The sequence below is a fragment of the Kitasatospora acidiphila genome (assembly GCF_006636205.1).
GTDB lineage: Bacteria > Actinomycetota > Actinomycetes > Streptomycetales > Streptomycetaceae > Kitasatospora > Kitasatospora acidiphila.
In genome coordinates this window covers 3,367,833-3,380,300 of record NZ_VIGB01000003.1, presented here as the reverse complement: position 1 = coordinate 3,380,300, position 12,468 = coordinate 3,367,833, and the positions used below count along the sequence as shown (strand labels likewise).

Below are 12,468 nucleotides of genomic sequence, written 5' to 3'. Positions count from 1 at the left end.
GGGAAAGTAGGCCCCCATGTTCGAGGCAGTCGAAGAGCTCCTCGTCGAGCACGCCGCCCTCGAAGAGCGGCTTGCCGACCCGTCCGTCCACGCGGACCAGGCCAACGCGCGCAAGCTGTCCAAGCGCTACGCCGAGCTCACCCCGATCACCCGCACCTACCGCGCCTGGAGGCAGGCCGGCGAGGACATCGAGGCGGCCCGCGAGTTCGCCGCCGAGGACCCCGGCTTCCTGGCCGAGGCCAAGGCCGCCGAGAAGCGCCAGGCCGAGCTGACCGAGGAGCTGCGGCTGCTGCTGGTGCCGCGCGACCCCAGCGACGACAAGGACGTGATCCTGGAGATCAAGGCGGGCGAGGGCGGCGAGGAGTCCGCGCTGTTCGCCGGCGACCTGCTGCGGATGTACCTGCGGTTCGCCGAGCGGGTGGGCTGGAAGACCGAGCTCATCGACTCCAACGAGTCCGACCTCGGCGGCTACAAGGACGTCTCGGTGGCCGTGAAGACCAAGGGCGCCTCCGAGCCCGGCCAGGGCGTCTGGGCCCGGCTGAAGTACGAGGGCGGCGTGCACCGGGTGCAGCGGGTGCCCGCGACCGAGTCGCAGGGCCGCATCCACACCTCGGCGGCGGGCGTGCTGGTCACCCCGGAGGCCGAGGAGGTCGAGGTCGAGGTCAACAACAACGACCTGCGGATCGACGTCTACCGTTCGTCCGGCCCGGGCGGCCAGTCGGTCAACACCACCGACTCGGCGGTCCGGATCACCCACCTGCCGACCGGTATCGTGGCGTCCTGCCAGAACGAGAAGAGCCAGCTGCAGAACAAGGAGCAGGCGATGCGCATCCTGCGGTCCCGGCTGCTGGCCGCGGCGCAGGAGGCGGCCGAGCAGGAGGCCTCGGACGCCCGGCGCAGCCAGGTCCGCACGGTCGACCGCTCGGAGCGGATCCGGACCTACAACTTCCCGGAGAACCGCATCTCCGACCATCGCACCGGCTTCAAGGCGTACAACCTGGACCAGGTGCTGGACGGCGATCTGGGCGCGCTGATCCAGTCGGCGGTCGACGCCGACGCGGCGGCCAAGCTGGCCGCCGCCCAGGAGAACTGAGACTGAGGGGTCGGGTCGGATGAACCTGCTGCTCGCCGAGGTGGCCCAAGCCACCCAGCGGTTGGCCGCGGCCGGAGTGCCGTCGCCGCGCTTCGACGCGGAGGAGCTGGCGGCGCACATCCACCACGTCAAGCGCAGCCAGCTGCACACCGTGCAGGACGCCGACTTCGACGCCCGGTACTGGGAGGCGGTGTCGCGCCGGGAGGCGCGCGAGCCGCTGCAGCACATCACCGGGCGGGCGTTCTTCCGCTACCTGGAGCTGGAGGTCGGCCCCGGGGTCTTCGTGCCCCGGCCGGAGACCGAGAGCGTGGTGGAGTGGGCCATAGAGGCCGTCCGCGAGATGGACGTGGCCGAGCCGCTGGTGGTCGACCTGTGCACGGGCTCCGGCGCCATCGCGCTCGCCCTGGCCCAGGAGCTGCCGCGTTCCATCGTGCACGCCTTCGAGATGGACGAGGGCGCGATGCAGTACACCCGGCGCAACATCGCGGCCAGCGGCGACCGGGACCGGGTCACCCTGCACGCCGGGGACGCCACCAAGGCCTTCGCCGACGATCCGTCCTGGAACGGCCGGTTCGACCTGGTGATCAGCAACCCGCCGTACATCCCGCTCACCGAGTGGGAGTACGTGGCGCCGGAGGCCCGGGACCACGACCCGCAGATGTCGCTCTTCTCCGGCGAGGACGGCCTGGACACCATCCGCGGCATCGAGCGGGTGGCGGCCCGGCTGCTGCGGCCCGGCGGCGCGGTGGTGATCGAGCACGCCGACACCCAGGGCGGGCAGGTGCCGTGGATCTTCAATGAGGAGGGCGGCTGGACGGACACGGCCGACCACCGGGATCTCAACGGCAGGCCAAGGTTCACCACCGCTCGCAAGACGTCGCTGTAAGCCGCTGTAATTCGAAGAGGAGAGTGCTCCGATGAGCCGCCGTTACGACTGCGCCGACGCCGGCGACCGCGCCACCGGTCTGCGTGAGGCCGCCTCGGCGATCCGCCGCGGCGACGTGGTCGTCGTGCCGACCGACACGGTCTACGGGATCGCCGCGGACGCCTTCAACGCCGACGCGGTGGCCGCCCTGTTCGCCGCCAAGGGCCGCGGCCGCCACATGCCCTCCCCGGTGCTGGTCGGCTCCCCGACCACGCTGCACGGCCTGGTCACCGACTTCTCCGAGAAGGCCTGGGAGCTGGTCGACGCCTTCTGGCCGGGCGGCCTGACCCTGGTGGCCCGTCACCAGCCGTCGCTGCGCTGGGACCTGGGCGAGACCCGCGGCACCGTCGCGGTCCGGATGCCGCTGCACCCGGTCGCCATCGAGCTGCTCAACACCACCGGCCCGCTGGCCGTCTCCAGCGCCAACAAGTCCGGCCAGCCGGCCCCCGCCGACTGCGAGGACGCCGAGTACCAGCTGGGCGACTCGGTGGCGGTCTACCTGGACGGCGGCAGGACCGAGCACGGGCAGGCCTCCTCGATCGTCGACGTCACCGGGAAGACCCCGGTGCTGCTGCGGGCCGGTGCGGTCAGCCTGGAGCAGCTGAGGGAGGTCGTCCCCGACCTGGAGGCCGGCAGTTGACGGCCTCGCTCCACCCCGGCCCGGCGCACGCCCGCCCGGCGGTGCGCCGCGCCCTGCCGCCGCGCACCGCGGACAACTTCAAGATCCTCTTCGTCTGCACCGGCAACATCTGCCGCTCGCCGATCGCCGAGCGGCTGACCCGGCATGAGCTGGACACCCGTCTGGACTGGCGGGCGGCCGGCCGGATCGTCGTGGAGAGCGCCGGCACCTGGGGCCACGAGGGCGCCCCGATGGAGGCGCACGCCGCCACCGTGCTCGACGAGTACGGCGTGGACAGCGGCAACTTCGCCGGCCGCGAGCTGCTGGACGAGCACGTGGTCGAGGCCGACCTGGTGCTGACCGCCACCCTGGACCACCGGGCCCAGGTGATCTCCATGGGCCACGCCGCGGGCCTGCGCACCTTCACGCTCAAGGAGTTCACCCGGCTGGTGCAGCTGATAGACGCGGCCACCCTGCCGGCCGTCGGTCAGGGCGCCGAGGTGACCGAGCGGGCCCGGGCGCTGGTCCGGGCGGCGGCCGCACTGCGCGGCTGGCGGCCGTCCGCGGACCCGGTCACGGACGAGGTGGACGACCCCTACGGCGCGCCGATCGGCATGTTCCGGCACTGCGGCGAGGAGATATTCGACGCGCTCGACCCGGTGCTGACCGCCCTGACGGGCGTACCCGGTCCGCGCCCCCAGGACAGCCACGGCGCACGGTCCTAGGCTGGGCTCCACCAGCCCAGTAGCCCCGGAGCGCCGCCATGACCCTCACCGATGCCGCGCACGGTTTCGTCGACCACCGTCACTGGGAGCCCGCTGAGGCCCTGCGCACCGCCGATCCCGAAGTGGCCGACCTGCTGGCGGCCGAGGCCGAGCGGCGAGCCGGCGGGCTGCAGCTGCTGGCGGGGGAGAACCTGGCGACCGAGGCGGTACTGGCCGCCCTGGCCGGACCGCTGGTCGACAAGTACGCCGAGGGCTACCCGGGCCACCGCCACCACACCGGCTGCGCCGTGGCCGACGCCACCGAGCTGCTCGCCGTCTCCCGGGCCCGCACCCTGTTCGCCGCCGAGCACGCCAACGTCCAAGCCCGGTCCGGGACTTCGGCGATGCTGGCGACCTGTGCGGCGCTGCTGCGGCCGGGCGACGCGGTGCTGGCGATGTCGCTGGAGCACGGCGGGCACCTCTCCTGCGGCTCCCGGGCCAACTTCTCCGGCCGCTGGTTCGACTTCATCGGCTACGGGGTCCGCGAGGAGGACGGCCGGATCGACCTGGACCAGGTGCGCGAGCTGGCCAAGGCGCACCGGCCGAAGGCGATCGTGGCCGGCGGCATCTCCTACCCGCGGCATCCGGACTGGGCGGCCTTCCGGGAGATCGCCGACGAGGTGGACGCCTACCTGATCGCCGCCGCCGGCCAGACCACCGGACTGATCGCGGCCGGCGCCGCGCCCTCCCCGGTGCCGTACGCCGACGTGGTGGTGGCCGCCACCCACAAGCTGCTGCGCGGGCCGCGCGGCGGGCTGCTGCTCTGCACCGGGGAGCTGGCCGAGCGGATCGACCGGGCGGTCTTCCCGTTCAGCCAGGGCGGGGCCGCGATGAACGAGGTGGCGGCCAAGGCGGTCGCGTTCGCGCAGGCGGCCACTCCGGAGTTCGGCGCGTACATCCGGCGCGCGGTGGACGGCGCACGCGCCCTGGCCGGCGCCCTGGCCGAGACCGGGGCCCGGCCGCTGACCGGCGGCACCGACACCCACCTGGTGGTGGCCGACATCGGCGCGCTCGGCATGACCGGCTCCCAGGCCGAGCGGCGCTGCGCGGCGGTCGGCCTGATGCTCGGCAAGTGCGCGGTGCCGTTCGATCCGGCACCGGCCGTCGAGACCTCCGGGATCCGGCTGGGCACCGGCTGCTGCGCCGCGCTCGGCATGGGGCCGGCCGAGCTCGCCGAGGCGGGTGCGCTGGTCGGGGGCCTGATCGCGGGCGCCGAGCCGGACCCGGTGGCGGCCCGGGTGCGGGAGCTGGCCCGCGCATTCCCGGGGAATGCCGGGCGCTAGAGCGAACCGCGGTGCACACCGCGCTCGTCCGACTCAATAAGGTGGGTGCCGTGGCGACGCACCTCGAACCCCTTGCCCGTGCGGGAGCAGCTCCCGTACGCACCCGGTCGTGCGCACGGAAGGAGGACGGCGGTGCGTGAGTATCTGCTGGTGCTGTTCTGCACCGCGGCCGTCACCTACCTGCTGACCGGCCCGGTGCGGAAGTTCGCCATCATGGCCGGGGCGATGCCGGCGGTCCGGGCCCGTGACGTGCACCGGGAGCCGACCCCGCGGCTCGGCGGCATCGCGATGTTCGGCGGGCTCTGCGCGGGCCTGCTGGTCGCCTCCCAGCTGCACGGCCTCGGCAAGGTGTTCAGCGACTCCTCGGACATCCGGGCGCTGCTCTCCGGGGTCGGCATCATGTGGGTGCTCGGCGTGCTCGACGACAAGTGGGGCGTGGACGCGCTGGTGAAGCTTGGCGGGCAGATGATCGCCGCCGGTGTGATGGTCTACCAGGGCATCACGGTGATCTCGATCCCGGTGCCCGGTGTCGGCCCGGTCGCGCTCAGCCCGACCCTGGGCATGGTCATCACGGTCGCGCTGGTCGTGGTGATGGTCAACGCGGTCAACTTCATCGACGGCCTGGACGGGCTGGCCGGCGGCATGGTCTGCATCGCCGGGATCGCGTTCTTCCTGTACTCCTACCGCCTCTGGTACGTCTACCAGATCAGCGAGGCGGCGCCCTCGGTGCTGTTCAGCGCGCTGCTGATCGGCATGTGCCTGGGCTTCCTGCCGCACAACCTGCACCCGGCCCGGATCTTCATGGGCGACTCCGGCTCGATGATGCTGGGCCTGATGCTGGCGGTCTCCGCGGTCTCGGTGACCGGCCGCGTCGACCCCGACCTGATCACCGCGCAGGCCGGCTCGCAGACCGCCGCCACCCACATCCTGGTGCCGACCTACATCCCGCTGCTGCTGCCACTGGCGGTGATCGCGCTGCCGCTGGCCGACCTGGTGCTGGCCGTGGTGCGCCGCAGCTGGGCGGGCCGCTCGCCGTTCGCAGCGGACAAGAAGCACCTGCACCACCGGCTGCTGGAGATCGGCCACTCGCACAGCCGGGCCGTGCTGATCATGTACTTCTGGGCGGCGCTGATCGCCTTCGGCACGGTGGGGATCTCGGTCACCAACACCGGGCGGGCCGTGGTGCTGGCCTGCGCCGGGCTCTGCCTGGTCGGCCTGGTGGTGCTGCTGCTGCCGTGGTTCCGGCCCAAGGCGCCGAGCGCGGTGCAGGCGTTCGTGCCGCCGCGCTACCGCCGGGGCGGCAGGGCCGCTGCCGGGACCGAGGCCGCGGCCGCCTCTCAGGCGCCGGCGCAGGCCGAGCAGGGCGCGATGGCCGAGCTGTCGGCCCGTGATCAGGAGCTGCTCGGGAGCCTGGGCACCGGCGCGCACGCCGTCGGCGACCGCCGGCAGAGCTGATGGGGCCGACGGAGCTGACGGAGTGCCAGTGCACCCGGTGGGAGTGGGCCGGATGGGTCTGATGGGACGTCAACTCCCTTACTCTGTTTGCCTCACCCGTTCGGCGGCACGAGTAGCCCGCTGGTGTGACAGGCACCACACGTTCATGGTAAAGCTCTCATCAAATAGTTTGTGATACCGTTCACGAGTACCGAGAGAGCGCCGAAAGACCCAGTGGTGCTGGACCTCCGTCCCGCAGTGGGTTTGTTTGGTCGATCCCGGCCCGCTCGTCGGCCGGTATCGCGGCCGACTCGCTCGGTCCGGTGTCCCCGCACCAGTGCGCCACCCCTGTTTTCCTGAGCTCCCCTGTCCTCGACATGCCGCCGGAGTAGCCGACATGCCGTCCCACGACGCCCGGACCATCCGCGGCGCCGCAATCCCCACTGCGGTCGCCGGCATTCTCGCCACTGCGATCTCCGCTGCGGTGGCAGGGGGCAAGGGCGCCATCGGCGCCGGCTTCGCGGCGGTGCTGGTCATGGTCTTCTTCGGCGCGGGCCAGTTCGCCCTCGACCGCCTGACCAGGAACAACCCGCAGCTGATGATGGCTGTGGCGCTGCTGGTGTACACGACGCAGATCCTGCTGGTGGGCATCGTGCTGGCGGTGTTCAAGGACACCAGCCTCTTCGACACCAAGGTCTTCGGCTTCACCCTGCTCGGCTGCGTCTTCGTCTGGTGCGGCATGCAGGTGCGCACCCACCTCAAGACCAAGCAGTTCTACGTGCAGACCGACGACGACAAGCCTGACGAACAGTCGAAGCCAGGGCGTCAACAGTGAGTCGCCCTGGCTGTCCCCCTGGCGAGGGGGCGGTGTTTATGCGGTCCTGACAGGCTGCTATCGTCCGTCGCAACAATCGAGTACGGGACGCGGCCTGGTCCCTCCGCCCAACGGACGGATCGCCCCCCGAGCTCACGCAGTCTTGACAGATCCCGCGCCGACACGAAGCGCCGGTGCGCCGGGTCGTCCAGGAGAAACCCATCTAGTTCCAGTGCCGCTCCGTGGCCCCGTGCCGCGCCGACACACCGAGGTTGCCGTAACCATGCGTCACGACGAAGGAGTCCGTGGTGAGTGCTGACCAGCTCGCCGTGCAGCTTGCCTCCGGGGGCTGCCACCTGTTCTCCGGCTGCGGCTTCCCGGCGCCGGGCCTGAACGAGTTCCAGTTCCACCCGATCTTCACGGTCGCCGGCTTCGGCTTCAACAAGCCGATGCTGCTGTCGTTCATCTGCGCCCTGCTGATCATCGTCTTCTTCTGGGTCGCCTTCGCCAAGCCCAAGGTGCTGCCGGGCAAGATGCAGCTGGTCGGCGAGATCGGTTATGACTTCGTCAAGCGCGCGATCGTCTACGAGAACATCGGCAAAAAGGGCGAGAAGTACGTCCCGATGATGGTCTCGCTGTTCTTCTTCGTCTGGATCATGAACGTCATGTCCGTGATCCCGGTGGCGCAGTTCCCGGTGACCGCGGTCATCGGCTGGCCGGCCGGTCTGGCGCTGGTGTGCTGGATCACCTACATGTCGCTGACCTTCAAGAAGCACGGCTTCGTCGGCGGTCTGAAGAACCTCTGCTGGCCGTCCGGTGTGCCCGGCTGGGTCATGGTCATCCTGGTGCCGATCGAGTTCTTCTCGAACATCTTCGTCCGGCCCTTCACGCTCGCGGTCCGTGCCTTCGCCAACATGTTCGCCGGCCACCTGCTGATCGTGGTGTTCTCCGTCGCGACCTGGTACCTGCTGAGCCCGACCATCGGCGCGCTGTACGGCACCACCTCCTTCGTGGTGACGCTCGCCCTCACCGGCTTCGAGCTCCTGGTGCAGTTCCTGCAGGCCTACATCTTCGTGACCCTGGCCAGCAGCTACATCGCCGGTGCGCTGGAAGAGGCGCACTGATCCTGCGCAGCCCAGGCTGCGCCCCTGAACCCCCGGTGGCCAACCACCACCGGTATCTCTACCCCGAAAAGGACTAGCTGAGATGTCCGCTCTCCTCGCCGCCACCGGTGTCTACGGCTCCGTCGCTTCCCTCGGCTACGGCCTCGCCGCCATCGGCCCCGGCATCGGCGTCGGTCTGATCTTCGGCAACGGTGTGCAGGCCATGGCTCGCCAGCCCGAGGCCACCAACCTGATCCGCTCCAACATGTTCATCGGCTTCGCGCTGACCGAGGCCCTCGCCCTGATCGGCATCGTCATGCCGTTCGTTTACGGCCAGGGCCCCAAGTAAGCCCGCCGTAGACCCATCAGACGGAAGGTCCAGATATGTCGCTCGTCGCGATGCACTTGGCCGCGGAGGACTTCAACCCTCTGATCCCCAAGGCGCCTGAGCTCATCATCGGCCTGATCTGCTTCTTCGTGGTCTTCGGTCTGCTCGGCAAGAAGCTCCTCCCCAGCATCGAGAAGACGCTGGCGGAGCGCCGGGACATGATCGAGGGCGGCATTGAGCGCGCCGACGCCGCGCAGGCTGAGGCTCAGGCCCTCCTTGAGCAGTACCGCGCCGATCTCGCTGAGGCGCGTCACGAGGCCGCTCGAATCGTCGAGCAGTCCCGCGAGCAGGGCGCTGCCCTGATCACCGAGATGCGCGAGGAGGGCCAGCGCCAGCGCGAGGCCATCATCGCGGCCGGCCACGCCCAGATCGAGGCCGACAAGAAGCAGGCGACCGCCGCCCTGCGCCAGGACGTGGGTTCGCTCGCTTCGCAGCTGGCCTCCCGGATCGTGGGTGAGTCCCTCGAGGACCACGCGCGGCAGAGCGGTGTCATCGACCGCTTCCTGGACGAGCTGGAGGCCAAGGCCGCTGCCAACGCGGCGGTTGCCAAGTGATCGGCGCCAGCCGTGAGGCCCTGAGTGCCGGTCGGGAGAACCTCGACAGCCTGACCGACAACACCTCGGTGGACGCGGGCAAGCTGGCCGAGGAGCTCAGCGCCGTCACCACGCTGCTCGACCGCGAGGTCTCGCTCCGCCGCGTGCTGACCGACCCCTCGCGGTCCGGTCAGGACAAGGCGTCGCTGGTCACCTCGCTGCTGTCCGGCCAGGTCTCCGGTGAGACCGTCGACCTGGTCTCCGGCCTGGTCCGGTCCCGCTGGTCGGGTGGGCGCGACCTGGTCGACGCCACCGAGCAGCTGTCCGCCTACGCCGAGGTGGTCGCCGCCGACAAGGCCGGCAAGCTCGACGACATGGAGGACGAGCTCTTCCGGTTCGGGCGGATCGTCAGCGGCTCGCACGAGCTGCGCGCCGGTCTGACCGAGCCGAAGGCCGGCACCGCCGCCAAGGCGGAGCTGGTCCGGAAGCTGCTGGGCGGCCGCGCCCTGCCGGGCACCGTCCGCCTGGTCACCTCGCTGGTCACCACCCCGCGTGGCCGTAGCCTGGAACAGGGCCTGGAGTCCTACGCCAAGCTCGCCGCCGACCGCCGCGACCGTGTGGTGGCCCTGGTCACCACCGCGGTGCCGCTCAGCGACGGCCAGAAGCAGCGCCTCTCCGGCGCGCTGGCCAAGCTGTACGGCCGGGCGGTGCTCCTGAACATCGACGTCGACCCCGAGGTCGTCGGCGGTGTCCGGGTGCAGATCGGTGACGAGATCATCGAGGGCACCGTGTCGAGCCGCCTCGAGGGCGCTCGTCAGGCCCTCGAAGGCTGAGCCACCCGCACAGCACATCCGACCCTCGGTCGGGCGCCGGTCCCACCCACGGGGCAGCCGGCACATACGTACGGCCGGTCCAACAGCACCGGCCGAGGATCGAATACTTGCGGCCCTCCTTGGGCGGGCCGAGGACGCAACCTAGGAGAGCAGGGAAGCCTGATGGCGGAGCTTACGATCCGGCCGGAGGAGATCCGGGACGCGCTGGCCGACTTTGTCCAGTCGTACCAGCCGGACGCCGCCTCGCGTGAAGAGGTCGGCACGGTCACTGACGCGATGGACGGCATCGCCCATGTCGAGGGTCTGCCCTCGGTCATGGCCAACGAACTGCTGAAGTTCGAGGACGGCACCCTCGGCCTCGCGCTGAACCTCGAGGACCGCGAGATCGGTGTCGTCGTCCTCGGTGAGTTCGGCGGCATCGAAGAGGGCCAGACGGTCCGCCGCACCGGCGAGATCCTCTCGGTTCCGGTCGGCGACGGCTACCTCGGCCGCGTGGTGGACCCGCTGGGCAACCCGATCGACGGCCTGGGTGAGATCGCCTCCGAGGGCCGCCGCGCCCTGGAGCTGCAGGCCCCCGGCGTCATGGTCCGCAAGTCGGTGCACGAGCCGATGCAGACCGGCATCAAGGCCATCGACGCGATGACCCCGATCGGCCGCGGCCAGCGCCAGCTGATCATCGGCGACCGCCAGACCGGCAAGACCGCGGTGGCGATCGACACGATCATCAACCAGAAGGACAACTGGGCCTCCGGCGACCCGAAGAAGCAGGTCCGCTGCATCTACGTCGCGGTCGGCCAGAAGGGCTCCACCATCGCGTCCGTGCGCGGCGCCCTGGAGGAGGCCGGCGCGCTGGAGTACACCACCATCGTGGCGGCTCCTGCCTCTGACCCGGCGGGCTTCAAGTACCTTGCCCCGTACACCGGTTCGGCCATCGGCCAGCACTGGATGTACGACGGCAAGCACGTCCTGATCGTCTTCGACGACCTGTCGAAGCAGGCCGAGGCCTACCGCTCCGTCTCCCTGCTGCTGCGCCGTCCGCCGGGCCGCGAGGCCTACCCGGGCGACGTCTTCTACCTGCACTCCCGCCTGCTGGAGCGCTGCGCCAAGCTCTCCGACGAGCTGGGCGCCGGCTCGATGACCGGTCTGCCGATCATCGAGACCAAGGCCAACGACGTCTCGGCGTACATCCCGACCAACGTCATCTCCATCACCGACGGCCAGTGCTTCCTGGAGTCCGACCTGTTCAACGCCGGCATCCGCCCGGCCGTGAACGTCGGTATCTCGGTCTCCCGCGTCGGTGGCTCCGCCCAGATCAAGGCCATGAAGTCGGTCGCCGGCCGCCTTCGCCTGGACCTGGCCCAGTACCGCGAGCTGGAGGCGTTCGCCGCCTTCGGTTCCGACCTGGACTCGGCCTCCAAGGCCCAGCTGGAGCGCGGTTCCCGCATGGTCGAGCTGCTGAAGCAGGGCCAGTACCAGCCGTTCCCGGTGGAGGAGCAGGTCGTCTCGATCTGGGCCGGCACCACCGGCAAGCTGGACGACGTCCCGGTCGCCGACATCCGCCGCTTCGAGCGCGAGTTCCTCGACTACCTGCGTGGCTCGCACAAGAACCTGCTGGCCGCGATCGTCGAGACCTCCAAGCTTGAGGACGGCACCATCGACGCCCTGACCGAGGCGATCAACTCCTTCAAGCTGGGCTTCACCACGGCTGACGGCAAGCTGCTCAGCGAGCAGGCCTGAGTCCGGTAGCGAGGGAAAGGACGTAACGACCCATGGGAGCACAGCTTCGGGTCTACAAGCGCCGGATCCGCTCTGTCACCGCGACGAAGAAGATCACCAAGGCGATGGAGATGATCTCCGCGGCGCGCATCGTCAAGGCGCAGCGCGCGGTGGCCGCCTCCACTCCGTACGCCGATGAGCTGACCCGGGCGGTGACGGCGGTGGCCACCCGGTCCAACGCCAAGCACCCGCTCACCCACGAGAACCCGGACGCCAAGCGGGCCGCGGTCCTGCTGGTGACGGCGGACCGTGGTCTGGCCGGCGGCTACTCCACCAACGCCATCAAGCAGGCGCTCGCGCTGACCGAGCGCCTCAAGGCGGAGGGCAAGGAGGTGGTCACCTACATCGCGGGTCGCAAGGGCAAGCAGTACTACGGGTTCCGCAACCTGCAGGTGGCCGGCTCCTGGGAGGGCTTCTCCGACAAGCCCACCTACGCGGACGCCAAGAACGTGGCGGGTCTCCTGATCGAGGCCTTCACGACCGGCGCGGTGGACGAACTGCACCTGGTGTCGACCAAGTTCGTGTCGATGCTGACGCAGACCGCCCAGGACGCCCGGCTGATGCCGCTCAAGCTGGACGAGGTCGAGCTGAGCGACAACCGGCCGGCCAAGGCGGAGATCTTCCCGCTGTACGACTTCGAGCCGTCGGCGGAGGGCGTCCTGGACGCACTGCTGCCGCGGTACGTCGAGAGCCGGATCTACAACGCGATGCTGCAGTCGGCTGCTTCCGAGCACGCCGCCCGCCGTCGCGCGATGAAGAGCGCGACGGACAACGCCGGCGAGCTCATCAAGTCGCTGACGCGGCTTGCCAACTCGGCCCGTCAGGCCGAGATCACCCAGGAAATCAGCGAGATCGTCGGTGGCGCCAACGCGCTGGCCGACGCTAGCGCGGGGAGCGAATGAG

At 70.3% G+C, this 12,468-nt stretch carries 13 protein-coding genes; all 13 read left to right on the top strand.

From position 1 onward, the window contains the following. Positions 1-16 precede the first annotated feature (16 nt). The 13 genes from prfA (at position 17) to E6W39_RS15805 (ending at position 12,467) form a co-directional block, all read left to right on the top strand. Complete coding sequence (prfA, locus tag E6W39_RS15865) at positions 17-1,093, top strand: peptide chain release factor 1 (protein ID WP_141634079.1); 1,077 nt, start codon at positions 17-19, stop codon at positions 1,091-1,093. Between the two features lie 19 nt (positions 1,094-1,112). Further along, positions 1,113-1,979, top strand: a complete 867-nt coding sequence (prmC, locus tag E6W39_RS15860) for a peptide chain release factor N(5)-glutamine methyltransferase (RefSeq protein WP_101382216.1) — start codon at positions 1,113-1,115, stop codon at positions 1,977-1,979. A 31-nt stretch (positions 1,980-2,010) separates the two neighbouring features. Next, positions 2,011-2,658: an L-threonylcarbamoyladenylate synthase gene (locus E6W39_RS15855; RefSeq protein WP_141634078.1), complete on the top strand. Its 648-nt coding sequence runs from the start codon at positions 2,011-2,013 to the stop codon at positions 2,656-2,658. A gap of 41 nt (positions 2,659-2,699) precedes the next feature. Beyond that, positions 2,700-3,362: an arsenate reductase/protein-tyrosine-phosphatase family protein gene (locus E6W39_RS15850; protein WP_101385263.1), complete on the top strand. Its 663-nt coding sequence runs from the start codon at positions 2,700-2,702 to the stop codon at positions 3,360-3,362. A gap of 38 nt (positions 3,363-3,400) precedes the next feature. Further along, positions 3,401-4,684: a serine hydroxymethyltransferase gene (locus E6W39_RS15845; protein WP_141634077.1), complete on the top strand. Its 1,284-nt coding sequence runs from the start codon at positions 3,401-3,403 to the stop codon at positions 4,682-4,684. A gap of 132 nt (positions 4,685-4,816) precedes the next feature. After that, positions 4,817-6,139, top strand: coding sequence for an MraY family glycosyltransferase (locus tag E6W39_RS15840; RefSeq protein ID WP_141634076.1), 1,323 nt, complete (start codon positions 4,817-4,819; stop codon positions 6,137-6,139). Positions 6,140-6,515: 376 nt separating this feature from the next. After that, positions 6,516-6,953, top strand: a complete 438-nt coding sequence (locus E6W39_RS15835; protein WP_141634075.1) for a hypothetical protein — start codon at positions 6,516-6,518, stop codon at positions 6,951-6,953. Between the two features lie 287 nt (positions 6,954-7,240). Then, on the top strand, positions 7,241-8,056 hold the full coding sequence (atpB, locus tag E6W39_RS15830; protein ID WP_228718175.1) for a F0F1 ATP synthase subunit A: 816 nt from the start codon (positions 7,241-7,243) through the stop codon (positions 8,054-8,056). A gap of 82 nt (positions 8,057-8,138) precedes the next feature. Then, entirely contained in the window at positions 8,139-8,384 is a 246-nt protein-coding gene (gene atpE / locus E6W39_RS15825) for an ATP synthase F0 subunit C (RefSeq protein ID WP_101382222.1), read from the top strand. A gap of 35 nt (positions 8,385-8,419) precedes the next feature. Beyond that, complete coding sequence (locus E6W39_RS15820) at positions 8,420-8,977, top strand: F0F1 ATP synthase subunit B (RefSeq protein WP_101382223.1); 558 nt, start codon at positions 8,420-8,422, stop codon at positions 8,975-8,977. Beyond that, positions 8,974-9,789, top strand: coding sequence for a F0F1 ATP synthase subunit delta (locus E6W39_RS15815; protein ID WP_101382224.1), 816 nt, complete (start codon positions 8,974-8,976; stop codon positions 9,787-9,789). Before E6W39_RS15820 ends, E6W39_RS15815 begins: the two co-directional genes overlap by 4 nt. A 162-nt stretch (positions 9,790-9,951) precedes the next feature. Continuing rightward, positions 9,952-11,526 (top strand): F0F1 ATP synthase subunit alpha, encoded by a 1,575-nt coding sequence (gene atpA, locus E6W39_RS15810; RefSeq protein WP_141634074.1) that lies wholly within the window; start codon positions 9,952-9,954, stop codon positions 11,524-11,526. Between the two features lie 32 nt (positions 11,527-11,558). Then, complete coding sequence (locus E6W39_RS15805) at positions 11,559-12,467, top strand: F0F1 ATP synthase subunit gamma (RefSeq protein ID WP_141634073.1); 909 nt, start codon at positions 11,559-11,561, stop codon at positions 12,465-12,467. Position 12,468: the final 1 nt, after the last annotated feature.